Source organism: Kribbella deserti, from assembly GCF_042434725.1.
Classification (GTDB): Bacteria; Actinomycetota; Actinomycetes; order Propionibacteriales; family Kribbellaceae; genus Kribbella; species Kribbella deserti.
In genome coordinates this window covers 219,657-241,679 of sequence record NZ_JBHLTC010000039.1, presented here as the reverse complement: position 1 = coordinate 241,679, position 22,023 = coordinate 219,657, and the positions used below count along the sequence as shown (strand labels likewise).

26 protein-coding genes are annotated in these 22,023 nt (G+C 66.7%); 20 read left to right on the top strand and 6 right to left on the bottom strand.

The window, feature by feature from the left end; translation table 11 throughout:
- Positions 1–12: 12 nt before the first annotated feature.
- The 9 genes from ACFFGN_RS31045 (at position 13) to ACFFGN_RS31005 (ending at position 7,108) form a co-directional block, all read left to right on the top strand.
- Positions 13–567: a head-tail connector protein gene (locus tag ACFFGN_RS31045; RefSeq protein WP_380055008.1), complete on the top strand. Its 555-nt coding sequence runs from the start codon at positions 13–15 to the stop codon at positions 565–567.
- On the top strand, positions 552–977 hold the full coding sequence (locus ACFFGN_RS31040; RefSeq protein ID WP_380055005.1) for a hypothetical protein: 426 nt from the start codon (positions 552–554) through the stop codon (positions 975–977). Before ACFFGN_RS31045 ends, ACFFGN_RS31040 begins: the two co-directional genes overlap by 16 nt.
- Positions 977–1,381 (top strand): hypothetical protein, encoded by a 405-nt coding sequence (locus tag ACFFGN_RS31035; protein WP_380055002.1) that lies wholly within the window; start codon positions 977–979, stop codon positions 1,379–1,381. The genes ACFFGN_RS31040 and ACFFGN_RS31035 overlap by 1 nt, the downstream gene beginning before the upstream one ends.
- A gap of 2 nt (positions 1,382–1,383) precedes the next feature.
- The gene (locus ACFFGN_RS31030; RefSeq protein ID WP_380054999.1) at positions 1,384–1,743 is read left to right on the top strand and encodes a hypothetical protein; all 360 of its coding nucleotides are present in this window, start codon (positions 1,384–1,386) and stop codon (positions 1,741–1,743) included.
- Between the two features lie 141 nt (positions 1,744–1,884).
- On the top strand, positions 1,885–2,295 hold the full coding sequence (locus ACFFGN_RS31025) for an HK97 gp10 family phage protein (RefSeq protein ID WP_380054997.1): 411 nt from the start codon (positions 1,885–1,887) through the stop codon (positions 2,293–2,295).
- Complete coding sequence (locus ACFFGN_RS31020) at positions 2,295–3,566, top strand: phage tail tape measure protein (RefSeq protein WP_380054995.1); 1,272 nt, start codon at positions 2,295–2,297, stop codon at positions 3,564–3,566. The genes ACFFGN_RS31025 and ACFFGN_RS31020 overlap by 1 nt, the downstream gene beginning before the upstream one ends.
- The gene (locus tag ACFFGN_RS31015; protein ID WP_380054993.1) at positions 3,563–6,352 is read left to right on the top strand and encodes a hypothetical protein; all 2,790 of its coding nucleotides are present in this window, start codon (positions 3,563–3,565) and stop codon (positions 6,350–6,352) included. The genes ACFFGN_RS31020 and ACFFGN_RS31015 overlap by 4 nt, the downstream gene beginning before the upstream one ends.
- A gap of 10 nt (positions 6,353–6,362) precedes the next feature.
- Entirely contained in the window at positions 6,363–6,851 is a 489-nt protein-coding gene (locus ACFFGN_RS31010; RefSeq protein ID WP_380054990.1) for a hypothetical protein, read from the top strand.
- A complete protein-coding gene (locus ACFFGN_RS31005; RefSeq protein WP_380054987.1) occupies positions 6,851–7,108 on the top strand; it encodes a hypothetical protein in 258 nt (85 codons plus the stop codon). Before ACFFGN_RS31010 ends, ACFFGN_RS31005 begins: the two co-directional genes overlap by 1 nt.
- Before the next feature lie 100 nt (positions 7,109–7,208).
- Here ACFFGN_RS31005 and ACFFGN_RS31000 read toward each other — a convergent pair whose 3' ends face one another.
- The 3 genes from ACFFGN_RS31000 to ACFFGN_RS30990 are packed head-to-tail and all read right to left on the bottom strand — an operon-like array spanning position 7,209 to position 7,780.
- Positions 7,209–7,334 carry a hypothetical protein gene (locus ACFFGN_RS31000; protein ID WP_380054985.1) on the bottom strand — a complete coding sequence of 42 codons (126 nt, stop codon included), beginning with the start codon at positions 7,332–7,334 and terminating at the stop codon, positions 7,209–7,211.
- A gap of 27 nt (positions 7,335–7,361) precedes the next feature.
- Positions 7,362–7,574, bottom strand: coding sequence for a hypothetical protein (locus ACFFGN_RS30995; RefSeq protein WP_380054982.1), 213 nt, complete (start codon positions 7,572–7,574; stop codon positions 7,362–7,364).
- Complete coding sequence (locus ACFFGN_RS30990) at positions 7,571–7,780, bottom strand: hypothetical protein (RefSeq protein ID WP_380054979.1); 210 nt, start codon at positions 7,778–7,780, stop codon at positions 7,571–7,573. Before ACFFGN_RS30990 ends, ACFFGN_RS30995 begins: the two co-directional genes overlap by 4 nt.
- 326 nt (positions 7,781–8,106) lie before the next feature.
- Here ACFFGN_RS30990 and ACFFGN_RS30985 point away from each other — a divergent pair, with 326 nt between their 5' ends.
- Both ACFFGN_RS30985 and ACFFGN_RS30980 read left to right on the top strand, forming a co-directional pair.
- A complete protein-coding gene (locus ACFFGN_RS30985) occupies positions 8,107–8,898 on the top strand; it encodes an electron transfer flavoprotein subunit beta/FixA family protein (RefSeq protein ID WP_380054977.1) in 792 nt (263 codons plus the stop codon).
- Positions 8,899–8,912: 14 nt separating this feature from the next.
- Positions 8,913–9,860 carry an electron transfer flavoprotein subunit alpha/FixB family protein gene (locus ACFFGN_RS30980; protein ID WP_380054974.1) on the top strand — a complete coding sequence of 316 codons (948 nt, stop codon included), beginning with the start codon at positions 8,913–8,915 and terminating at the stop codon, positions 9,858–9,860.
- Between the two features lie 56 nt (positions 9,861–9,916).
- Here ACFFGN_RS30980 and ACFFGN_RS30975 read toward each other — a convergent pair whose 3' ends face one another.
- Together ACFFGN_RS30975 and ACFFGN_RS30970 are read right to left on the bottom strand one after the other, a co-directional pair.
- The gene (locus ACFFGN_RS30975) at positions 9,917–10,600 is read right to left on the bottom strand and encodes an alpha/beta hydrolase (protein WP_380054971.1); all 684 of its coding nucleotides are present in this window, start codon (positions 10,598–10,600) and stop codon (positions 9,917–9,919) included.
- A 76-nt stretch (positions 10,601–10,676) separates the two neighbouring features.
- On the bottom strand, positions 10,677–11,627 hold the full coding sequence (locus ACFFGN_RS30970) for a LysR family transcriptional regulator (RefSeq protein WP_380054968.1): 951 nt from the start codon (positions 11,625–11,627) through the stop codon (positions 10,677–10,679).
- 108 nt (positions 11,628–11,735) lie between these two features.
- On the opposite strand from ACFFGN_RS30970, the gene ACFFGN_RS30965 reads away from it, so the two are divergent.
- The 6 genes from ACFFGN_RS30965 to ACFFGN_RS30940 all read left to right on the top strand — a co-directional run bounded on the left by ACFFGN_RS30965 (position 11,736) and on the right by ACFFGN_RS30940 (position 17,472).
- Positions 11,736–12,596 (top strand): alpha/beta fold hydrolase, encoded by an 861-nt coding sequence (locus tag ACFFGN_RS30965; RefSeq protein WP_380054965.1) that lies wholly within the window; start codon positions 11,736–11,738, stop codon positions 12,594–12,596.
- 9 nt (positions 12,597–12,605) lie between these two features.
- Entirely contained in the window at positions 12,606–13,262 is a 657-nt protein-coding gene (locus tag ACFFGN_RS30960; RefSeq protein WP_380054962.1) for a nucleotidyltransferase domain-containing protein, read from the top strand.
- Between the two features lie 48 nt (positions 13,263–13,310).
- Entirely contained in the window at positions 13,311–14,516 is a 1,206-nt protein-coding gene (locus tag ACFFGN_RS30955; protein ID WP_380054959.1) for a cysteine desulfurase family protein, read from the top strand.
- 3 nt (positions 14,517–14,519) lie between these two features.
- Positions 14,520–15,608: a tRNA 2-thiouridine(34) synthase MnmA gene (gene mnmA, locus ACFFGN_RS30950; protein WP_380054956.1), complete on the top strand. Its 1,089-nt coding sequence runs from the start codon at positions 14,520–14,522 to the stop codon at positions 15,606–15,608.
- The gene (locus tag ACFFGN_RS30945; protein WP_380054953.1) at positions 15,605–16,609 is read left to right on the top strand and encodes a uroporphyrinogen decarboxylase/cobalamine-independent methonine synthase family protein; all 1,005 of its coding nucleotides are present in this window, start codon (positions 15,605–15,607) and stop codon (positions 16,607–16,609) included. The genes mnmA and ACFFGN_RS30945 overlap by 4 nt, the downstream gene beginning before the upstream one ends.
- Before the next feature lie 65 nt (positions 16,610–16,674).
- Positions 16,675–17,472: an alpha/beta fold hydrolase gene (locus tag ACFFGN_RS30940; RefSeq protein ID WP_380054950.1), complete on the top strand. Its 798-nt coding sequence runs from the start codon at positions 16,675–16,677 to the stop codon at positions 17,470–17,472.
- On the opposite strand, the gene ACFFGN_RS30935 is transcribed toward ACFFGN_RS30940, so the two are convergent.
- Positions 17,437–18,081 (bottom strand): flavin reductase family protein, encoded by a 645-nt coding sequence (locus tag ACFFGN_RS30935; RefSeq protein ID WP_380054946.1) that lies wholly within the window; start codon positions 18,079–18,081, stop codon positions 17,437–17,439. The two genes, ACFFGN_RS30940 and ACFFGN_RS30935, sit on opposite strands and share 36 nt — an antisense overlap.
- Before the next feature lie 100 nt (positions 18,082–18,181).
- On the opposite strand from ACFFGN_RS30935, the gene ligA reads away from it, so the two are divergent.
- The 3 genes from ligA to ACFFGN_RS30920 all read left to right on the top strand — a co-directional run bounded on the left by ligA (position 18,182) and on the right by ACFFGN_RS30920 (position 22,008).
- On the top strand, positions 18,182–20,311 hold the full coding sequence (gene ligA, locus ACFFGN_RS30930) for an NAD-dependent DNA ligase LigA (RefSeq protein WP_380054943.1): 2,130 nt from the start codon (positions 18,182–18,184) through the stop codon (positions 20,309–20,311).
- 102 nt (positions 20,312–20,413) lie between these two features.
- Positions 20,414–21,775: a PT domain-containing protein gene (locus ACFFGN_RS30925; RefSeq protein ID WP_380054940.1), complete on the top strand. Its 1,362-nt coding sequence runs from the start codon at positions 20,414–20,416 to the stop codon at positions 21,773–21,775.
- On the top strand, positions 21,775–22,008 hold the full coding sequence (locus ACFFGN_RS30920) for a hypothetical protein (protein ID WP_380054938.1): 234 nt from the start codon (positions 21,775–21,777) through the stop codon (positions 22,006–22,008). The genes ACFFGN_RS30925 and ACFFGN_RS30920 overlap by 1 nt, the downstream gene beginning before the upstream one ends.
- The last annotated feature ends 15 nt before the right edge of the window (positions 22,009–22,023 follow it).

Here is a 22,023-nt window from a genome sequence, read left to right as displayed (position 1 = left end):
ACAAGCACAGACATGAAGGCGTACCTGGGCAACATCAACGACACGGTTGATGACGCACAGATCGCACTCGCCATCACTGCCGCCTCTCGCGCTGTTGACCGGCACTGCAACCGGCAGTTCGGGTTGGTGGCCGCTCCGGAAGAGCGGACCTACACGGCGTACTGGAGCAGCGATCTGCGCAAGTACGTGGTGTATGTGGACGACTTCATGACTACGACCGGTCTGGTGATTACCGACGACGAAGGTACGGCGATCACCGACTACACACTCAAGCGCACCAATGCTGACAAGGATGGTGTGCCCTGGACACACATCGTTCTCAACTCTGGCGGCAACTGCCGTGGCGACGGAATCACCGTCACCGCTCGGTATGGCTGGACGACTGTCCCGGTGGCTGTTCAGCAGGCCACGGTGTTGCAGGCTATGCGGCTATTCAAGCGGCGGGGTGCGCCGTTCGGCGTAGCCGGCTCGCCTGAACTTGGGTCGGAATTGCGCCTGTTGTCCAAGGTCGACCCTGATGTGGCTGTTGTCCTCGGCCCCTACCTCCGTTGGTGGAGCGCAGCCTGATGGACGTTGGCGCGGTTATGCAGGCGGTAGCGGACCGGATCGACACGATCGACAACCTTCGCGTGTACGCCTACCCACCCGACACGGTTAATCCGCCGGCAGCGGTGGTTTCCTACCCGGCTGAGTACGAGTTCGACGCGACCTATGGGCGCGGCATGGATCGCATCTCTGACCTGCCGGTGGTTGTGCTGATCGGCAAGGTGTCCGACCGCACATCGCGGGACAAGGTTGCCCAGTACGTCAACGGCACCGGCACGGCATCGCTCAAAGCGGTGATCGAGTCCGGCACCTACACCGCATTCGACACGGTTCGGGTCGCATCGGTCAGCTTCGACATCATCGCGGTCGCCGGGGTCGAGTACCTCGGCGCAACTTTCATACTCGACATCGCAGGACAGGGAGAAGTCTGATGGCTTTTGTACACGGGAAGAACACGGTCATCACGTTGGATGGCGATGACCTGTCCGCCTACGTCAACACCAGCGAGCTAGGCCGTACGGCTGACTCGCACGACGTTACGACGTACGGCAAGAACAGCCACGTCTACGTGGGTGGCCTGCTCGACGGCAAGGCCACCATGGGCGGCGTCTACGACAACACCGCGGCGGTCTCGCCCAGGGCAGTCATCGAGCCGCTCATCGGTTCCACTGTGCCGCTGGTCCGCGAGCCTGAAGGCACCGGCGCCGGTAAGCCCCGGGATACCGTCAGCGTGGTTGTCGTCGGCTATGTCGAGACGGCTCCGGTTGCTGACATGGTGACCTGGTCGTGCGAGATGCAGTGTTCGGACGACATCGCGTCATCGGTGCAGGTGTAGTGATGACCGACTACCTGACGCCGGGGCAACTCACCACTGGAGAGTTCCCCGAGGAAGACGTGCCGGTCGCCGGTGGCAAGGTCCGCGTGCGTGGCCTCTCCCGCGGTGAGGTGCTCCGGATGCAGGCCGATAAAGAGTCGGGCCGCATCAAGGATCTAGGCGCGTGGGAACGGCGCATGATCTCGCTGGCCATGGTCAATCCGCAACTGACCGAGATTCAGGTAGCGGATTGGCAGGAAGCATCCGTGGCTGGTGCCCTCGAAGAGCTGACCAGGGTGATCAGTGAGCTGTCCGGGCTGAACGACGATGCCGACAAAAGCGGCGTACCAGCAATTCGAGACGAACCCGCAAGCGGAGTTTGAGTTCTACCTAGCACAGAAGCTGGGCATGACGGTGGGGCAGTTGCGCGAGCAGATGAGCGCGGCCGAGTTCATGCGCTGGCAGGTCTACTACGGGCGCCTGGCACAACGCGAAGAGCTTGAGCGGCTGAAGGGAGGCGGGTCATGACCGAAGCAATCAAGATCGATGGGCTAACCGAGTTCACCCGCAACCTGAAGAAGCTCGATGCTGATCTGCCGAAGGCCCTCCGAGTCGCCTTCAACGGCTGCGCTGACATCGTCGTGAACGACGCTCGCCGCGACATCCCGACGGTGTCAGGCAAGGCGAAAGCGTCGGTGAAGTCCCGCTCGACCGCGACTGCGTCTCGCGTCGTGGGCGGTTCCAGGCGCGTGCCGTACTACCCGTGGCTCGACTTCGGCGGCAAGGTCGGCCGCAACGGGTCGGTGCGCCGGCCGTTCTTGAAGCACGGGCGCTACATCTACAACGCCTACTTCGACAACCAGAAGCGATACGCGCAGCTTGTGGAGGATGCCCTGCTGGACGTCGCTCGCCAAGCCGGGGTGGAGGTTGACTGATGGCCAGTAAGCCGCAGGTGACACTGACGTTCGCCGGGGACTCAAGCAAGCTGGAGTCCACGTTCGACAAGGTGGGATCGTCCGCACGCAGCATGGACCGCGAGGTAGGGCAGGCCGGCGCCGGGTTCGACAAGGTGGGCGAAGCGGCGGACGGCGCAGAGGGGAAGGCGCAGGGCTTCTCCGACACCCTGACGGGCACCAAGGACGTCATGGGCGGTGCCGCAGAGATCGCCAAGGGCAACCTCTTCGAAGGCTTCGTGATGCTCGGTACGGGCGCGGCCGACCTGGCGGGCGGTCTCGCGTCGTTCGTGGTCCCCGCGCTGAAGAAGACGTGGGCGTCAATGATGTCTACGACCGTGGCAACCAAGGTGATGACGGTTGCGCAGAAGGGCCTGAACCTGGCGATGCGGATGAACCCCATCGGGCTCATCGTGACCGCGCTCGTGCTGCTGGTGGGCGGGATCATCCTTGCCTACAAGAAGTCCGAGACGTTCCGTCGCGTGGTCGATACCGCCATGCGCGGCATCAAGAAGGCCTTCGGCTGGATCGTGGAAGGCTTCGGCAACGCATGGCGAGCACTATCCGCCGGCTACACGCGGTTCGTCAACTGGATCGGCGGCTGGAAGTCGGCCGTGACGAACCGGGTTAAGTCACTGTTCTCCGCGATCACCGGCGCCTTCGGCGCCGCGTGGTCCGCCGTGTCCGGCGCGTGGGGAAGGTTCACCGGCTGGGTCGGTGGATGGAAGGGCTCGATCGCCCGTTGGGTCGGCTCGCTGTTCTCGCCCGTGGTGGCGTCCTTCGGGGCCGCGTGGTCTGGGGTATCTGGTGCATGGGGGCGCTTCACTGGATGGGTTGGCGGCTGGAAGGGCGCCATTACCAGCAGAGTGTCCGGCATGTGGAGCGGCATCAAGGACGGTTTCCGCGGTGCAATCAACTGGGTCATCGACCGCTGGAACAACCTCAGCTTCGGCATCCCTGCCTTCGACACCAAGATCCCCGGTGTCGGCAAGGTCGGTGGGTTCAGCATCGGTACGCCGGACATCCCTCGCTTCCACACCGGTGGCGTGATGCCCGGTGCCCCAGGCACTGAGGGACTCGCGCTGCTGCAAGCCGGCGAGCGGGTCAAGGCCAACGGTCTTCGCGGTGGTGGGGAGCCGGTGGTGGTGGAGCTGCGTTCTTCGGGGAGCAAGGTTGACGACATGCTGATCGCCATTCTCCAGAAGGCGATCCGGGTTCGCGGTGGAGACGTTCAGGTGGTGTTGGGCAGATGAGCCTGTTGGTTGAGATGTACGTCGATGGGGCATGGACCGACATCACCAGCGACGTGTACACCCGAGACAGCGTGACGATCACTCACGGCCAGAGCGACGAAGGATCGTCGGCCGCACCGGCACAGCTAAACCTGACCCTCAACAACCGTGATGGCCAGTACAGTCCGCGCAACCCACTGTCGCCGTACTACGGGAAGATCGGGCGCAACACCGGCATCCGAGCTGGGATCAGTTCGGTCGCACTGAAGATGACTGGCCTTGGGTACGCCTCTACGCCCGATTCCGCTGGACTGTCCGTCGTCGGCGATATCGACATCCGCGTTGACGTCTCGGTAGACGCGCCGTCGTCGTGGCACGGTATCGCGCTGGCCAGCAAGTGGGGCGCAGCGGGCAACATGTCGTGGTACTTGCAGACGACCGAACTGGGCCGGCTGCACTTCGTGTGGACAGAGAACGGCACCGACGAATTCGATGCCCTGAGTACCGTCGCAATCCCCGGTCCGCTCACCGGCCGCAAGGCTGTCAGGGTCACGCTCGACGTGGACGACGGAGGCGCTAACACCACCACGTTCTACACCGCTGACACGATTGACGGGCCATGGGAGATGCTCGGCAACCCGGTCAGCTACATCGGCGTCACATCGATCTTCAACAGCACCGCGACAACCAATATCGGTATGGCAACGCCCGGCGTGACAGGGCTGTTCAGTCTGTTCGGCGCAGCCTTCGCTGCCGAGATCCGCAACGGCATTGACGGCGCGCTAGTAGCGAGCCCGGACTTCACCACGCAGACCGCCGGAGCGTCAGCGTTCACTGACGCGCAGGGCAATACATGGACGGTTTCGCTGTTCTACGCCTCCCTCGCGAACACCCTCCACCAGTTCCCGCGATTCGCGGGTGAGGTCTCATCGTTCCCGCCGAAGTGGGAGCTGTCGGGCAATGACGCATGGATGCCGCTCGAAGCCTCCGGGATCGTGCGGCGCCTGAACCAGGGCCGCAACCCGAACTCGACCGGACTGCTTGAGTACCTTCTTTCGCTGAATCCCTACACCTACTGGCCCTTGACCGATGGATCGTCGGCCGCTACCGGCGCGGTGTACGGCGCATACCCGTTCTACCGCTTTCGGGGTGTGGACCTGGTCTCCGCAGAGTTCGGCTCTGGCGAACTCAACAGCGACCTGTCCAACGTGCTGCGCATCACCAACACTGGAGACCACCCCGGCAATGACGGGTTCTTCTACGGAGATTCACACACCCCCGACCTGACCGCAGGCGGGTCGGTGGCGCTCGACTTCGTGTGGCGCGCCGAAGTGCTGGGGCCGCTGAATGTCGGCCTCTGGACGTTCCGCACTGGCGGTGAGTACGACGTGTGGCGCCTGCGCTTCCGCGCTGACGGTGCGAACGACGACGTTGAACTCACTGTCGAACTCGACACGCTCGGGGCCTCCCCGACCACCGTTACGCTCGCCAACTCAGCGGCTCTGTCGGAGGTGACGGACGGGAACGTCCATCACTGCCGCATCCAACTCACCGACAACGGCACCGGCACTGACTACGCGGTCTACGTGGACGGCAGCTCCGTCTTGTCGGGGACTCGCGCCAGCTACGACCTGCGCAACGCCGCCCGCGTCACCGTGAACTACATCCCCGATGGCGTGGATGACACACCCCTGTCCCTGGGACACGTGGCCTTCTGGCCTTCCGGATGGACCGCGATCCCCAGTGCGGTCGATCTGGCGTACGCCGTGACGTCGTACCTGGGTGAGCCGGCAGGCGAGCGCATCTCACGGCTTTGCAGCGACAACGGCATCACCCTCCAGTCCCACGGGGACCTGGCGGACACCTACGCAATGGGCCGACAGCCCGGAGGTGCGTTGCTGCCGATTATCGAAGAGGCCGCGGCGCTCGACATGGGCTTGTTGTACGAGCCACGCGACATGCTCGGACTGGCCTACCGCACCCGCAAGGACCTGTATAACCAGGCACCGCGGGTCACCTTGGACTACGCCGCCGGCGAACTCGCGCCACCGCTGGAGCCGGTGGACGACGACCAGCGCACCCGCAACGATATCTTCGCTCAGCGCGTCAATGGCGGGTCCTATCAGGCGACCCTGTCGTCTGGTCCGCTGTCGATCCTGGAACCACCGGGCGGCGTCGGCCGCTACAAGGACGAAGTCCCGCTGAACGTCGAGAGCGACGACGCCCTACCCGAGCTAGCAGGATGGCTGCTGATGCTCGGGACGATCGATGAGGCGCGGTTCCCGTCCGTCACCGTGAACATGGTCGTACTGTCCGAAGAGCAGCAGGCCGCTGTCTTGCGGGTCAGCGTCGGTGACCGGCTCGTGGTCACGAACGCCTCAGCCGCCAACCTGTACGACGACCTGTCGTTGCTGGTGATCGGATACAAGGAAGACATCGGTCCGGTAGAGCATGTCTGGCAGGCCGTGTGTGTCCCGTACAGCCCGTATGAGGTGCTGGAGCTGGACGACAGTACGTCGCGCCTCAGCCCTGGCGAGGACTACCACCTAGCGGCTGACATCACCAGCGCAGCGACAGCCCTGTCTGTCGAGCGCAACGTCATCGAAGGCGTCGAAGGCTGGACCACAGACGCCGCAGACATGCCGATCCCGATCATGATCGGCGGCGAAGAGATGAGCCTCACCGCGGTCACCGGGACCGGCAACCCGCAGTCGTTCACCGTGACCCGATCGGTCAATGGTGTCGTGAAAGCACACTCAGCCGGCGACGTCGTACGACTCGCCCGACGCGCACGGCTCGCATTATGAGGGAGATGACATGAGCTGGACCGACCCCCGCACCTGGCTAGCCGGTGAGGACCCGACAGCAGCCCTGCTGAACATCCAGCTCCGGGACAACCTGAAGGCCATCGGTGACCCGTGGACGTCGTATGCCCCGACTTGGACGAGCACCGGCACCGCGCCGGCCATCGGCAACGGCACGATCACCGGCAAGTACATGCGGGCGGGCAAGCTGGTTATCGGCCGGTTCCAGCTCGTGATGGGCTCAACGACGACGTACGGCACCGGCTCGTGGCTCGTTGGTCTCCCTGTCGCCGCCGCTGAGGGCTTCCCGTTCGCCTTCGGCACCGTGCAGTGCTTCGACGCATCCGCCACCCTCAACCACTCACGGGTGCTGCAATCCAGTGGCTCGACGTCCGCGCTGGTCGCGGCTGACGCAGCCGGCGTACGGGTCACCAACCTCGCCCCGTTCACTTGGACTACCAGCGACCGGCTCGCCGGCATCTTCAGCTATGAGGCGGCGTGATGAACGCCGACGACCTCCAGGCCCTCGGGCAGGCTCTCGCCTTCCTGGCGCTCGGTGGCTACACCGCCTGGCAAAGCCGCCGCAGCAAGAACGAAGCGAAGGCCGCCAAGGAGTACGCGAAGCCCACGGGCAACGGCTTCGCCCAGACCGTAAAGGACTCGCTCGCACGGATCGAGTCCCGTAGCGAGCGGACCGAGAAGGTCTTGCTCGACCACATCCAGGCGCACGCGGATGCCGACATCAAGCGCGGCGCCTGAGCGGCTATTACCTGGACCTAGATTCAGGTAAGTCCAGGTTGACCACAGCAGAACCCCCCGGCTGATGACCGGGGGGTTCTTTGCTTGCTCGGTGGGGGCCTCAGTGGTGAGTGCGCTTGTCTCGCCAGCGCAACAGGAATACGTACACCTGGTTGACACAAGCGACCAGCACGAACGACCCAACTCCGGTGCCGATGAGGATTGCCATGTGGAGATGGGTGCTCACCGGGACCACCTGCTTGCCGTGGCGCGCCTAGTCGCGAGGGTCATAGGGACCGTCCTGGTAGTCATGGGAGTGCGGGGCCGGACGGAGCACGGGCCACCCCTGTTCGTTCCTTTCGACCTCACCCGGCGTGTGCCGTACCGGTTCGTTCAACAGGTCCCGGATCGCCCGCACCATGTACCCGTCGCTGTAGGGCTGGCGCAGGATCTCGCGCACCTGCTCGACCGGACTGGCGGAGATCACTTCAGGGTCCCCGGCTCGACGTTGAATACGGTCCACTCACCGGCCTGCGGGTCGGTGACGAACTCGACCGTGATCACCTGGTACTGGCTAATGACGTACGCCTCAACGCCCCCCCGGTCCAACTCACTCAGGTTGGTCGTTTCGAGCAGTAGCGAGTTGTCGTCGGGGAGTTCGTAGAACTCGTGGTCTGACAGAATGATGCCCATGACTGAACCTCCAGGGGTTCGGTTCTAGGTCCCGGGGTGGTGGTGAGAACACCCTCCGGGACCGCCTAAAAATGGCCTGATAACCTGGGCCGATTCGCTCCGGTAGGCCGAGCGCTACAGGCGGACGAGCACAACGCTTAGGCCGTCAAGAACCAGTAGTTCTCGTGCCAGATCCCCGGCGCTGTTCTTTCACCGGTCAGCGGTAACGTCTCAGTCACCCGGTGAGCCTAACGGTGTGACAGGACTCGCAGCGAACATAAGTTCCTCGCGAGTAACATCCGTGGCAGGCTGGGAGAGACCGCAAACCAGAAGGGGTCCAACAAGCTATGAAGATCGTCGTCTGCGCGAAGTTCGTGCCGGATGCCACCGCGGACCGCCGGTTCCGCGCCGAGGACAACACGGTGGACCGGGCCGGTGTCGACGGCCTGCTGTCCGAGCTGGACGAGAACGCGGTCGAGGCCGCGCTCGCCATTAAGGACAGTGGCGGTGACGCTGATGGTGTCGCAGTGACCGTGCTCACGGTTGGTCCCGAGCAAGCGGCCGACGCCGTCAAGAAGGCCCTGCAGATGGGCGCGGACGCCGGCGTGCACGTCGTCGACGACGCGATCCACGGCTCCGACGCGCTGGCCACCTCGCTGGTGATCGCCAAGGCGCTGGAGAAGCTGGAGCACGACCTGGTCGTGTTCGGTATGGCCTCCACCGACGGCACGATGGGTGTTGTCGCCGCGATGGTCGCCGAGCGCCTCGGACTGCCCGCGGTGACGCTGGGTTCGGAGGTCACCGTCGACGGTCAGACCGTGCGGATCCGCCGCGATGGTGACACCGCGAGCGACACCATCGAGGGCACGCTGCCGCTGGTGCTGAGCGTCAGCGACCAGGCCAACGAGCCGCGCTACCCGTCGTTCAAGGGCATCATGGCCGCCAAGAAGAAGCCGGTGCAGACCTGGTCGCTGGCCGACCTGGGCGTCGCGCCGGAGCAGGTCGGCGCCTCCGCCGCGTGGTCCGAGGTCACGGAGGTGACCGCGCGCCCGCCGCGTACCGCCGGCACCATCGTCACCGACGACGGCACGGGTGCGACCCAGCTCGTCGAGTTCCTGTCCACCAACAAGTTCCTCTGAGGGGCGACCAGAGCATGTCGAACATTCTCGTTCTCGTTGACCACGTCGGTGGCACGGTTCGCAAGACGACCGCCGAACTGCTCACGATCGCCCGCCGCCTCGGCGAGCCGGTCGCGGTCTTCATCGGCGACGGTGTGCAGGACGCGCTGCCGGTGCTCGGCCAGTACGGCGCCACCAAGGTGATCGCGCTGACCAACCCCGAGCTCGGCCAGTACCTGGTCGCGCCGAAGGCCGAGGCGCTGCAGCAGGTCGCGGCCAAGCTCGAGCCGGCCGCGATCCTGATCTCCTCCAGCTCCGAGGGCAAGGAGATCGCCGCCCGCCTGGCGGTCAAGCTCGAGTCGGGCCTGATCACCGACGCGGTCGACGTCCAGGAGGGCCCGGTCACCACCCAGTCGGTGTTCGCCGGTAACTACTCGGTGCAGGCCAAGGTCACCAAGGGCACGCCGATCATCACGGTCAAGCCCAACGCGGCCGCGCCCGAGGCCGCCGAGACCTCGCCGGAGGTGGAGGAGTTCGACGTCTCGATCTCCGACGCCGCCAAGACCGCCCGGATCACCGACTCCCAGCCGCGCGCGGCGACGGGCCGGCCGGAACTGACCGAAGCCGCGATCATCGTCTCCGGTGGCCGCGGTACCGGCGGTGACTTCGCCGGAGTCGAGGCCTTCGCGGACTCGCTCGGCGCGGCCGTCGGCGCCTCCCGCGCCGCGGTCGACTCCGGCTGGTACCCGCACGCCTACCAGGTCGGCCAGACGGGTAAGACCGTCTCCCCGCAGCTGTACGTCGCTGCCGGTATCTCGGGCGCCATCCAGCACCGCGCGGGTATGCAGACCTCGAAGACGATCGTGGCCGTCAACAAGGACGAAGAGGCCCCGATCTTCGAACTGGTCGACTTCGGCGTCGTCGGCGACCTGCACAAGATCCTGCCGGCCGCCACCGAAGAAGTAACCAAGCGCAAGAGCTGATCGCTGTTCCTCCTGCTGCCGCGCCCGGATGTGTCGGGCGCGGCAGCAGTTTTGCGTCAACTTGTGTAGCTGTTGAGCATTGCCGCGAGCTCTGCGGGGCGGCTGAGAGCGGGGCAGTGACCGCTGCGTAGCTCGTCGGCAGTGACTCCGAGGCGGTCGTAGGCCAGCTGGCGCTGGAATGCGGCGGGGAATAGCCGGTCCTCGGTGCAGACGATGTATCGAGCCGGTGTGGCGGGATGCGCGTCGAGCGGCCAGGGCTCGTAGTAGGCCGTGTTCGAGGGCGGGCTGGGTTCCTTGCCCTCCACTTGGTCGGCCAGCTGCTTGGGTACGTCGTGGAAGTAGCCGACGTACGGGTCGGAGGCGCCGGTGAGTCCGCCGTCCTTGGCGGCCTGGCTTCGGACCGCCTCCGGGAATCCGGTGTTTTCCCACCAGTCGGCCGGCGATTCGCCGGGCCGGGGGACCATGGCCGTGACGTAGACCAATCCGGCGGTCGGAACGCGTTCGGCGACCAAGGGCGCGGTGAATCCGCCGAAGGAATGTGCAACGACGAAGAGTTCATCGGAGGTGTCGATCAGGTTGACGACGGCGTCCGCGTAGTCGGACAAGGTGTCTGTATCGTCACCGGTCCACAGGGTGGGAGCGATGGTGGTGTGTCCGAGGGCTCGGAGCTCGGCTTCTATCAGGTGCCAGAACCAGCCGCCACCGACGCCGGCGCCGTGGATCAACGCGAAGGTACTCATAGCTCGTACGCTAGTTGCGGATTGGCATCGGGTATAGCGATGTTTTAAGATGAAAATGATCGTTGCAGGCGATCATTCAGTGGCTGGCTTTCCGATGTGGTGCCGGTTGTGCCAGCGCGCGAGCTGCCTCGACCGCGATCTCGATGGCATGTGCGGCGAGCGGCGACCTGGCGGTATGTCCGCGGGGCCAATGCAGATAGATCTCGCGTTTGGGCGAGGGGTCGAGCTCATGCACCCGCAGTGGTTGATCCGCACCTCCGTCCGACCCGTGAATGTCACCGCATTCGGGACAGGCGAGATGGCGGATCGCCAGCCAGGGCAGAACGGCCGACCCCATGCCCGCTCGCACCATCGACAAGATTGTGTCGTTACCTGGCGTTCGGAACACGACTCGCAACTGGGCTCCCGCTGCCGCGAGGGCTTCCTCGAGTCGCGGCTGGCCGTAGGCCGCCGGCCAGGCCACGACCCCTTTCCCGTCCAACGCCGCCAGGGGCAGCTTGCCAGCGGGCAGGTCGCCCGGACGTGCCACGACCAGATAGGGGTCGTCCGTCAGCAGTACGTGTTCCGCGTCATCGCCGATCGGCGCGTCGTAGAAGAGCAGATCCAGTTCGCCAAGCTGCTCTTGGCCGGGTGCTTCTTCCGAGAGGCGTATCTCGCAGTTGGGATGCTCGTCCTGGAGGCGACGTACGACCGTGGGAAGGATGACGTTCGAGATGCTCGGCAGGGTGCCGATGTCGATTCGTCCGTCGCCGGCCTTGAACCGGTCCACCGCGTCGTCCAGTGCATCGGCATGCGACAGCAGTTCCCTGCCGTGCTCGATCACGACCGCCCCCAGTGGGGTGAGTCGCACCGGCTTCGGGCCGCCAGGCCGATCGAAGACCGGACCTCCGACAGCCTTCTCGAGTACGGCGATGTGCTGGCTGACGCTCGACTGGGTGTAACCAAGCCGGCTCGCGGCCTTGCCGAAGGTGCCCTCCTCGGCAATCGCCACCAGCGTCCTGAGGTGCCTCAGTTCCGTGTCGCCCATGCAGACAATGATAGACAAAGGCGATCACTAACATCGACGATGATCGCTTTTCTTTGTATCCCCGCCCTTTTAGGGTCGTGTTCTCAGCACCCCAGAAAGGCAACCGCCATGACCGAGCAGACCCTGAGCGCCGACGGAGTAGACCTGTGCTTCGAGACATTCGGCGACCCAGCCGATGAGACGGTGTTGTTGATCGCCGGCGGAGCCCAATCGATGGTCTGGTGGGAGGACGAGTTCTGTGTCCTGCTCGCCAAGGCCGGTCGCCACGTCATCCGGTACGACCACCGTGACACCGGCCGCTCGTCCAGCTCACAGCCCGGACAGCCGTCGTACACCGGACGCGATCTGCTCACCGACCCGCTGCGAATCCTGGATGCCGTGGGGGTGGAGCGCGCACACCTGGTGGGGTTGTCGATGGGCGGCGGCATCGCACAGCGCATCGCGATCGAGTACCCCTTGAGAGTGCACACGCTGAGCCTCGCCTCCACCAGCCCCGTGGTCGCCGCCGGCCAGGCAGGTGAACTGCCGCCGCCGAGTCAGCAGGTGATGGCCACGTTCACCGACCCCGAACCCGAACCCGACTGGAACGACCGGGACGCCGTGGTCGCCTATCGGGTCGATCTCGAACGGCCGTATGCGGGCAGCCTCGGGTTCGACGAGTCGCGCTACCGGCAGCTCGCCGTCCGCGAGGTGAATCGCACCCGCGACATGGCCAGCTCGATCAGCAACCACTTCGTGCTCGCCGACGACACCCCGGCCGATGCCCGGCTCGAACAGATCACCGCGCCCACCTTGGTCCTGCACGGCACCACCGACCCGATGTTCCCGATCGAGCATGGCCAAGCCCTCGCCGCCGGGATCGCCGGCGCACGGTTCGTGCCACTCCCGGGTGCCGGACACCAACAGCCGCCACCGGAGCTCTGGGACTTGGCCATCGGGGCGATCGTCGAACACACCGGCGTTCGGTAACTTGGGTTGGTGGAGACCAGGCATTGGTATGCGGAGGGGCTGGATCCGGAGGAGATGCTGTTCCAGTGGCAGTATGGGCCGGTGTTGCCGGCGACCCGGGCGGAGGCCAAGGAACTGCTTGCGGGGTACGACGGCCAGTGGTGGATCGCGGGCGGCTGGGCGATCGAGGCCTTCACGGGCGTTCCCAGGCCGCACGAGGATCTCGACGTGTCGTTCTGGCGCAAGGACATCGGGCGTTTCTACGCGCACGTGAAGGACCGGTACCACGTCTGGTCGATCGGCGCCGGCGCAATGCAGCTCATCACCGAGCAGCGGCCGGGGCTGCCGGACTCGGCCGACCAGATCTGGTTGCGGGAGCACGCGCTGGCACCGTGGAAGTACGACTGCGTCATCAACCCGGATCGCGACGGGCGGTGGGTGTTCCGGCGGGACCCCTCGATGGATTTTGCTCTCGACGAGGTGACTTGGGTCGCACCGGACGGCATCCGCTACCTCAATCCGGAGCTGGCGCTGGCCTACAAGGCCAAGCAACGGCGGCCGAAGGACGAGCGGGACCTGGACGTCACCCTGCCGCTGCTGCCCAAGGCCAAGCGGGAGTGGCTCGGCCGGATGGTCGAGCACTTGCATCCCGGCCATGCGTGGCTGGAGCGGATAGTCCAGGGCTGAAGTACCGGTTCGGGGAATCAGGCGGGCGGACTTACCCTTGAAGGTGTTATGACCATCCCAGCCGCCCGTCGCACGGTCTATCTCGACCATGCCGCGACGACGCCGATGCTGCCGGCCGCCATCGAGGCGATGACCTCGTTGCTCGGCCGTACCGGCAACCCCTCCTCTTCCCACGGCTCGGGCCGCGCCGCCCGGCGGACGATCGAGGAGGCGCGGGAGGCGATCGCGGCCGCGCTGAACGCCCGGCCGAGCGAGGTGGTGTTCACCTCCGGTGGTACCGAGGCCGACAACCTCGCGCTGAAGGGCCTGTGGCGGGCCCGGCTCGCGGAGGACCCCCGGCGTAAGCGGATCCTGCTGAGCGGGATCGAGCACCACGCCGTACTCGATCCGGCGGTCTGGCTGGCCGAGCACGAGGGCGCCGAGCTCGAGTGGCTGCCGGTGGACGAGCTGGGCCGGATCCGGCCCGAGGCGGTGCAGGCGGCAATCGATTGTGATCCCGCGAGTGTCTCGTTCGTCACGGTGATGGCCGCCAACAACGAGGTCGGCACGCTGCAGCCGGTCCAGCAGGTCGCGGCGCTCGCCGCGGCGCACGGGATTCCGGTGCACACCGACGCGGTCCAGGCCGTCGGCCAGGTGCCGGTGGACTTCGCCGAGCTCGGCGTGGACGCGATGACCGTGTCCGCGCACAAGCTGGGTGGCCCGTTCGGCATCGGCGCGCTGGTGGTTCGGCGGGAGACGAAGCTGGTGCCGATCCTGCACGGCGGCGGCCAAGAGCGCGACGTCCGCTCCGGCACGCTGGACGCGCCCGCGGCGGCGGCCTTCGCGGTGGCCGCGGAGCACTCGGTCCTGCAGCAGCCCGCGGAGGCGGCCCGCCTCACCGAGCTGCGCGACCAGTTGATCGAAGGCGTGCTCAAGCTGGTTCCGCAGGCGCAGCTGTCCGGTGATCCGGCCGGCCGTTTGCCCAATAACGCACACTTGTCCTTCAGCGGTTGCGAAGGTGATTCGCTGCTGATGCTGCTGGACGCCCGGGGGATCGAGTGTTCGACCGGCTCCGCCTGTAACGCGGGCGTGGCCGAGCCGAGTCACGTCCTGCTCGCCATGGGGTACGACGACCAGCGGGCGCGTGGTTCGCTTCGATTCACGCTGGGGCACACCACTGAGCAGGCGGATGTCGATACCGTGCTGGACCACATCGGGCCCGTCGTGGAGCGTGCGCTCTCCGCGGGCCTGCAGAACATACGGAAGGTGAGCTGACAGATGCGGGTACTCGCCGCCATGTCGGGTGGGGTCGATTCGGCCGTCGCCGCGGCGCGGATGGCCGAAGCCGGGCACGAGGTGGTCGGGGTGCACCTGGCCCTCTCACGCAACCCGCAGTCCTACCGCAGTGGGGCGCGCGGTTGCTGCACGCTGGAGGACTCCCGCGACGCGCGCCGGGCCGCCGACGTGATCGGCATTCCCTTCTACATCTGGGATCTGGCCGAACGCTTCCACGAGGACGTCGTGCAGAACTTCGTCGACGAGTACGCCGCCGGCCGGACGCCTAATCCGTGCCTGCGCTGCAACGAGAAGGTCAAGTTCAGCGCGGTGCTGGACCGGGCCCTCGCCCTCGACTTCGACGCCGTCGTCACCGGGCACTACGCGCAGATCGTCGAGACCGCCGCCGGGCGTGAGCTGCATCGGGCGGTGGACCACGACAAGGACCAGTCCTACGTGCTCGGCGTGCTGACCCAGGAACAGCTGGCCCGGGCGTTCTTCCCGCTCGGTGACACCCCGAAGGCCGAGGTGCGGGCCGAGGCCGAGCGCCGTGGCCTGGCCGTCGCGGACAAGCCGGACAGCCACGACATCTGCTTCGTTGCCGATGGCAACACCCCGGATTTCCTCAGCGAGCGCCTCGGCCCGAACCCGGGCGACATCGTCGACTCGGCCGGGGTGAAGCTCGGTGAGCACGAAGGCACCCACCGGTACACGGTCGGCCAGCGCAAGGGCCTGCGGATCGGTACGCCCGCGGCCGACGGCAAGCCCCGCTTCGTGCTGGACATCTCGCCGGTCGATCGCACCGTCACCGTCGGCTCCCGCGAGGAGCTCGCGGTCCGGCGGCTCTCGGCCTCGCAGCCGCGCTGGTGCGGTCCGGTGCCCGAGGCAACGATCAGCTGCCGAGCCCAGTTGCGCGCGCACGGCGACGAGGTCGCGGTGACGGCCCGGCTCGACGGCGACAAGGTGCTGGTCGACTTCGATGAGCCTGCCGACGCGGTCGCGCCCGGTCAGGCCGTGGTGCTGTACGACGGCACCCGCGTGATCGGTTCCGCCACCATCGACTCGGTCGAGCGCGCCACCCAGACCGTATGACGAGTCCGTTCGGGCTCGCCCCGACCACGGGCCTCGGCTCGCTGCCGGGGGAGGACCTGCGCGAGTGGACCAAGTTCGTGCTCGACGCGGTCACGGTGCCCTTCTTGCCGGAACTGCCCGCGCGTCCGTACGGCGACATGGTCAGCCGGGCGGTCGCCGTACTGGCCGAGCTGACGGTCGATCTGCAGCCCGCGGGCTGGCGTCTCACCGGCGGTACGGGAGTTGGCGGCAGCCTTGACCAGCGCCGGGCCAGGTCCTTGCTGAACCAGGACCTCGACACCCTGGAGGAACTGGCCGACGGGTACGGCGGCCCGTTCAAGGTGCAGGTGGCCGGGCCGTGGACGCTGGCCGCGATGATCGAGCGCCCGCGGGGTGACAAGGTCCTCGCCGACCATGGCGCCCGGCGTGATCTGGCCGAGGCCCTTGCCTATGGGATCGAGCAGCACGTCGCCGAACTGCGGAAGCGGGTCCCGCAGGCCGATCTGGTGATCCAGTTCGACGAGCCGGCCCTACCCGCCGTACTCGCCGGGGCCATTCCGACGGCGAGTGGCTGGGGTAAGCACCGAAGTGTCGATGGGCCTGGTGCCGTCGAGCTGCTGAGCCGTCCGATCGAGGCCGCGGCGCCGGCGCACACGCTGGTGCACTGCTGTGCCGCGAATCCGCCGATCGAGGTGTTCCGCAAGGCCGGTGCCGAGGGCGTCGCGATTGATCTCGCGCTGGTCAACGACGAAGGCTGGGACCGCGTCGCCGAGGCGGTCGAGGGCGGTCTCGTGCTGTACGCCGGGGCCCTGCCGACGTCCGGCCCGATCCCGCGACCGGAACAACCGGCTGAGGCCCTCGCCGAGCGCTGGCATCGCCTCGGGCTGACGGTCTCTCGGCTCGCGGAGGTGGTCATCACCCCGGCGTGCGGGCTGGCCGGCGATTCCCCGGCGGACGCCCGGACCCGGCTGGAGACCTTGCGACGGATCGCCGACATCCTCGGCGAAAAATCTCAAGCCTGAGTGTCTGAAACGGTCGAAGTGGTTCGACGCACTGGTGATAGGTCGGAACACCCCTTGGAGATCTCATGCTCACCGTGAAGTCCGCTGACGGCACCTCGATCGCGTACGACAAGACCGGCGAAGGTCCAGCCGTTGTCTTGGTCGCAGGCGCCTTCAGCTACCGAAAGTTCCCGATGCTGCAGAAGCTGGCTGCGGAGCTTTCAACCCGTTTCACCGTCTACAACTACGACCGGCGCGGCCGAGGCGACAGCGGCGACAACCAGCCGTACGACGTCCAGCGCGAGATCGAGGATCTCCAGGCCGTCGTCGACGTCGCAGGCGGTACGGCGAATGTCTGGGGTCTCTCGTCCGGCGCGATCCTCTCGCTTCGGGCTGCCGCCGCGGGCGTCCCGATGAACAAGCTGGCTCTCTACGACCCGCCGTTCCGCGTGGACGCGAGTGCGCCGCTTCCGCCCGCCGACTTCGCCGTACGGCTGCAGGAGTTGGTTGCCGCGGACAAGCGAGGCGAAGCGGTGAAGTACATGATGACGAAGGGCATGGGCGCTCCCGGCTTTGCTATCGCCATCATGCGGCTCCTGCCGGTCTGGAAGAACCTCACCGGCTTGGCCCACACCCTGCCGTACGACACGGCCGTACTCGGCTCTGCCGCCAATGGCCGCCCGTTGGTGGCGGAGGAGTGGGAGCCGGTCAAGGTTCCCACTCTCGCTATTGCCGGTGGCAAGGCCCCTGCGGCGATTCAGACAGGTACGAAGGCCTTGGTCGACGTACTGCCTGATGCGACGTACAAGGTCTTGCCAGGGCAGAGCCACAACGTATCGGCCAAGGCGCTAGCGCCCGTTCTGAGCGAGTTCTTCGTTCAGTAGCGGCATCTCCCAGCCCCGGGCGAGTGCAGACGGGTGGATCAGGCGGCCGCCGGCGAAGAACTCGGTGAACTTCATGATCAACGGGTCCCACTTCACCGGATCGATGTAGTGGTCCTTGAGCGGCATCACCAGGTCGGCGTCCACATGCGTGCGGTGGATGCGGATCTCCAGGGTGCGGAGGTTGCCGTCGGCAATGGGCCGGATCGCCTCGACCACGCCTTCCATCCGGATCGGGCTCTCGTGCACGCCCTGGACCGCGACCAGATCGCTGTCCACGGGCGTCAGCCCAGCGGCGGCGAACTTGTCCGGCTCGTAGGTGTAACCACGCTGCCGCTTGCGCTCGGGTATGTCCGGCCGTCCGGTCATCAGCGCGATCCGGTCCACCGCGCCGACCATCGAGGCGTCCGCCAGATTGAGCACGCACTCGGGCCGCTCCATCAGGTTGCGCACGGTCTGTGACGACACGCTCATGCCGAGTACGGCGGTGCGATCCAGCCACCAGGCCGACGACATCGGCGCGAGATTCGTACTGGCGTCGAGATTGCGGGAGCTGACCAGCACCACAGGGGTGCCGAAGTAGAGGGCCTTGAGATTGACGACGCGTTTCATGATCACCTTTCACCGGCGGACGGTTCGGGGATAGAACGCCGTAGCCGCGAAGCGTGTGAGGTGGAGCCAAATTGTCGGTGCCCGGCGGTAGGTTCTGCCTATGAGTACGGAGATGCCTGAGACGACGGCGGCCGAGCGGCCCGCGCCGGCGCCGGAGGTGCGCGACCGGCATGCGGAGCTGAGCCAGCTGATCGAGGAGCACCGCTGGCGCTACTACATGGGTAGCTCGACGATCTCCGACGGTGACTTCGACGCCCTGATGCACGAGCTGGAAGGCATCGAGCAGGAGTTCCCCGAGCTGCGCACGCCGGATTCACCGACGCAAAAGGTCGGCAGTGCGATCGCGACCCTGTTCACGCCGGTCCAGCACCCGACGCGGATGGAGAGCCTCGACAACGCGTTCTCCGCCGAGGAGATGGACTCCTGGGCCAAGCGCCTCGAGCGCGAGGTGACGGCCGCGCAGATCGAGGCGAGCGGCTTCCTGTGCGAACTCAAGGTCGACGGTCTCGCGATGGACCTGGTCTACGAGAAGGGCCGGCTCGTCAGCGGCGCCACCCGCGGCGACGGGCGCACCGGCGAGGACGTGACGCCCAACGTCAAGACGATCAAGAACATCCCGAACCAGCTCACCGGTGACAACATCCCGGACTTCCTGGAGGTGCGGGGCGAGGTCTACTTCCGCGTCGAGGATTTCCAGCAGCTGAACGCCCAGCTCGTCGAGGCGGGCAAGGCGCCGTTCTCCAACCCACGCAACGGCGCGGCCGGATCCCTGCGGCAGAAGGACCCACGCGTCTCGGCGCAACGCCCGCTGCGCTTCATCGTGCACGGCCTGGGCAAGGTCGACGGCTATCACGTGGCCCGTCTCTCGGCGGCCTACGAAAGCCTCAAGGCCTGGGGCCTGCCGGTGAGCGACCGGGCCAAACGCGTCAACTCGCTCGCCGAGGTGAACGAGTTCATCGCCTACTACGGCGAGAACCGGCACTCGGTCGACCACGAGATCGACGGCGTGGTGGTCAAGGTCGATGAGGTGGATCTGCAACGCGCGCTCGGATCCACCTCCCGGGCGCCGCGCTGGGCCATCGCGTACAAGTACCCGCCGGAAGAGGTGACCACCAAGCTGCTCGACATCGACGTGAACGTCGGGCGCACCGGCCGGGTGACGCCGTTCGGCGTGATGGAACCGGTCCGGGTGGCCGGATCCACCGTCGAGTTCGCGACCCTGCACAACCAGCAGGAGGTCAAGCGCAAGGGCGTGCTGATCGGCGACACCATCGTGTTGCGCAAGGCCGGTGACGTGATCCCGGAGATCCTCGGGCCGGTGGTGGAGCTACGCGACGGCAGCGAGCGGGAGTTCGTCATGCCGGTGAACTGTCCCGTCTGCGGTACCGAGCTGCGACCGGAGAAGGAGGCGGATATCGACATCCGCTGCCCGAACTCCCGGTCCTGCCCGGCACAGCTGCGCGAGCGCCTGTTCCACCTCGCCGGGCGATCGTCGTTCGATATCGAGGTGCTCGGCTTCAAGGCGGCCAACGCGCTGATCGAGGACGGCCTGATCGACGACGAGGGCGACCTGTTCGGCCTGACCGAGCAGGACCTGGCCCGCAGTGCGTTCTTCACCACCAAAGCCGGGACCTTGTCGGCGAACGCGGGCCGCCTGCTGGCCAATCTCGAACAGGCCAAGGAGAAACCGCTCGCCCGGGTCCTGGTCGGCCTGAGCATTCGCCACGTCGGCCCGACCGCCGCGCAGGCGCTCGCCGAGGCGTACGGCGACATCGAGGCGATCGCCGCCGCGAGCGAGGACGAGCTGGCCCAGGTCGAAGGTGTCGGGCCGACCATCGCGCATGCGGTGATCGAGTGGTTCGCGGTCGACTGGCATCGCGAGATCGTGGCCAAGTGGCGGGCCGCCGGGGTGGTGATGCGCCAGGAGAAGAAGGACTCCGGGCTGCCGAAGACCCTGGCCGGCTTGTCGATCGTGGTCACCGGCACGATCGAGGGCTACAGCCGCAACGAGGCGGCCGAGGCGGTCACCGAGCGAGGTGGCAAAGTGGCGAGTTCGGTCTCGAAGAAGACCTCGTTCGTGGTGGTCGGTGACTCGCCCGGATCCAAGTACGACAAGGCCGTTCAGCTCGGCGTACCGATCCTGGACGCGGCCGGTTTCGCGGTGCTGCTGGCCGACGGGCCAGAGGCCGCCACGGCGGTGATCACGAACCCACCGGCCGAGCCCGGGTGAGCCCGTTGGTCTCGATCGTGAGACAGATGGGATCCAGCGAAGCCGCTGATCCGTCCGACTGTTAGTTTCGTCCCGACCAAAGGGTTTCTTAAGGAGCGCAATATGACTACGCCGCCGCAGGGGCCGTGGGGTCCTGGGCAGCAGGGCGGGCAGCCCGGGGGCCAGCCGGGACAGGGCGGCTGGGGCCAGCAGCCCGGCCAACCGCCGCACGGTCAGCCCGGCCAACCGCCTCAGGGCGGCTGGGGTCAGCCGCCAGCGCAGGGTGGTTGGGGCCAGCAGGACCAGCCCACTCAGCCCGGTTACGGCGGCTACAACCAGCAGCCGTGGGGTCAGCAGCCGGGCGGTCAGCCCGGTCAGCAGGGCTGGCAGCAGCAGCACAGCCAGCAGCCCTGGCAGCCGGGCCAGCGTCCGCCCGGTGGCGGTGGTGGTAACAAGAACCTGCTCATCATCGGTGGTGCCGTCGCCGGTGTGCTGGTCATCGCGCTGATCATCTTCTTCGTGATCCGGGGCATGGGTGGCGACGAGCCGTCCAGCAACCCGACCACGACCACCTCGACGACCGCGCCGACGACCGACCCGAGCGCCGATCCGTCCGCTCAGCCGAGCGGTCAGCCGAGCGGTCAGCCGTCCGGCCAGCCGACCAGCGGCCTGGGTAACGCGACCGGTCAGGCCAAGACCGCGACCGACAAGTTGACGGCCGCCGGCTACGAGTGCAGCGACCTGTTCAACGGGCCGCAGGGCGCGCACCGGGGCTGCTTCAATTACAACGGTTCGACCGAGGCCGAGGTGCGGTTCCAGTTCCAGGCCGACGGCGTGATCATGAACATGAACATGCGCACCTACGACCGCGAGAACGTCAACAACGGCGCCAAGGCCTTCGACACCGCGATCAACGCGCTGGCGACCGAGGCTCTCGGCGCGGACCTGCAGAAGGTCCGCGCGGCCGTCGCCTCCGGCCAGAAGACGGCCGAGATCGAGCTCGGCTGGGGTGACCTCAACCTGAACAACGGTGGCGATACCCTGCGCCTGCGCGGCCACAAGGACGGCACCGACGAGCTGCAGATCCCGCGCAAGCAGCTGGAGACCGCCGAGGCAGAACTGCAGACGGCGCTGAAGGCCAAGGGCTACGAGTGCAGCAGCTCCTGCCGCAAGAGCTTCGGCAGCTACGGCTCGCAGCGGATCTACACCTACGCCAGCCAGGGCAGCAACATCCGCTCCCTGCGTATCGGCGTGAACGGTTCGACCGAGGAAGCCAAGGCCGCCTTCCCGACGGTGCAGGCCGATGCGCTCGCCGCGGCCAAGGGCGCCGATCTGCCCGCCATTCAGGCCTGGGCCAAGAACCACCAGGACGGCAAGAGCCACGTCGCCTACGTGAACGGCTGGCGGGTCGAGTTGGTCCACCGCCCTCGTAGCGACTACCTGTCGATCGATCTCAACATCGACAACGAGTCGTACTACGCCTGATGACGAACAACGGCGAGTACCAGCCGCCTCAGGAAAGGCCGGGCCAGGTGGCCCGGCCGCCCGAGGAGGCGGCTGGGCGCGTCGAAAGCGGTGGCCCGTGGGGTCCGACGGATTTTGATCTGCCGGATCCCCGCGGGGATCAGTTCCCGGTGCTGATGGTTTCGGTCGTCGGCGGTCTGGTGCTGGTCCTGCTCGTGGGCGTGCTGACGCTGTTCTACTTCCACCTGACCTGACGCTGTCCCGACCGT

Excerpts from the sequence above, each read along its gene's own strand:
- ACFFGN_RS31010 (WP_380054990.1), top strand. The coding sequence starts at position 6,363 with ATGAGCTGGACCGACCCCCGCACCTGGCTAGCCGGTGAGGACCCGACA.
- ACFFGN_RS31015 (WP_380054993.1), top strand. The coding sequence starts at position 3,563 with ATGAGCCTGTTGGTTGAGATGTACGTCGATGGGGCATGGACCGACATC.
- ACFFGN_RS30940 (WP_380054950.1), top strand. The coding sequence starts at position 16,675 with ATGCTCACCGTGAAGTCCGCTGACGGCACCTCGATCGCGTACGACAAG.
- ACFFGN_RS30985 (WP_380054977.1), top strand. The coding sequence starts at position 8,107 with ATGAAGATCGTCGTCTGCGCGAAGTTCGTGCCGGATGCCACCGCGGAC.
- ACFFGN_RS30920 (WP_380054938.1), top strand. The coding sequence starts at position 21,775 with ATGACGAACAACGGCGAGTACCAGCCGCCTCAGGAAAGGCCGGGCCAG.
- ACFFGN_RS30955 (WP_380054959.1), top strand. The coding sequence starts at position 13,311 with ATGACCATCCCAGCCGCCCGTCGCACGGTCTATCTCGACCATGCCGCG.
- ACFFGN_RS31025 (WP_380054997.1), top strand. The coding sequence starts at position 1,885 with ATGACCGAAGCAATCAAGATCGATGGGCTAACCGAGTTCACCCGCAAC.
- ligA (WP_380054943.1), top strand. The coding sequence starts at position 18,182 with ATGAGTACGGAGATGCCTGAGACGACGGCGGCCGAGCGGCCCGCGCCG.
- ACFFGN_RS30965 (WP_380054965.1), top strand. The coding sequence starts at position 11,736 with ATGACCGAGCAGACCCTGAGCGCCGACGGAGTAGACCTGTGCTTCGAG.
- ACFFGN_RS31005 (WP_380054987.1), top strand. The coding sequence starts at position 6,851 with ATGAACGCCGACGACCTCCAGGCCCTCGGGCAGGCTCTCGCCTTCCTG.
- ACFFGN_RS31035 (WP_380055002.1), top strand. The coding sequence starts at position 977 with ATGGCTTTTGTACACGGGAAGAACACGGTCATCACGTTGGATGGCGAT.
- ACFFGN_RS30975 (WP_380054971.1), bottom strand. The coding sequence starts at position 10,600 with ATGAGTACCTTCGCGTTGATCCACGGCGCCGGCGTCGGTGGCGGCTGG.
- ACFFGN_RS30970 (WP_380054968.1), bottom strand. The coding sequence starts at position 11,627 with ATGGGCGACACGGAACTGAGGCACCTCAGGACGCTGGTGGCGATTGCC.
- ACFFGN_RS30945 (WP_380054953.1), top strand. The coding sequence starts at position 15,605 with ATGACGAGTCCGTTCGGGCTCGCCCCGACCACGGGCCTCGGCTCGCTG.
- ACFFGN_RS31045 (WP_380055008.1), top strand. The coding sequence starts at position 13 with ATGAAGGCGTACCTGGGCAACATCAACGACACGGTTGATGACGCACAG.
- mnmA (WP_380054956.1), top strand. The coding sequence starts at position 14,520 with ATGCGGGTACTCGCCGCCATGTCGGGTGGGGTCGATTCGGCCGTCGCC.
- ACFFGN_RS30935 (WP_380054946.1), bottom strand. The coding sequence starts at position 18,081 with ATGAAACGCGTCGTCAATCTCAAGGCCCTCTACTTCGGCACCCCTGTG.
- ACFFGN_RS31020 (WP_380054995.1), top strand. The coding sequence starts at position 2,295 with ATGGCCAGTAAGCCGCAGGTGACACTGACGTTCGCCGGGGACTCAAGC.
- ACFFGN_RS30980 (WP_380054974.1), top strand. The coding sequence starts at position 8,913 with ATGTCGAACATTCTCGTTCTCGTTGACCACGTCGGTGGCACGGTTCGC.
- ACFFGN_RS30925 (WP_380054940.1), top strand. The coding sequence starts at position 20,414 with ATGACTACGCCGCCGCAGGGGCCGTGGGGTCCTGGGCAGCAGGGCGGG.
- ACFFGN_RS31030 (WP_380054999.1), top strand. The coding sequence starts at position 1,384 with ATGACCGACTACCTGACGCCGGGGCAACTCACCACTGGAGAGTTCCCC.
- ACFFGN_RS30990 (WP_380054979.1), bottom strand. The coding sequence starts at position 7,780 with ATGGGCATCATTCTGTCAGACCACGAGTTCTACGAACTCCCCGACGAC.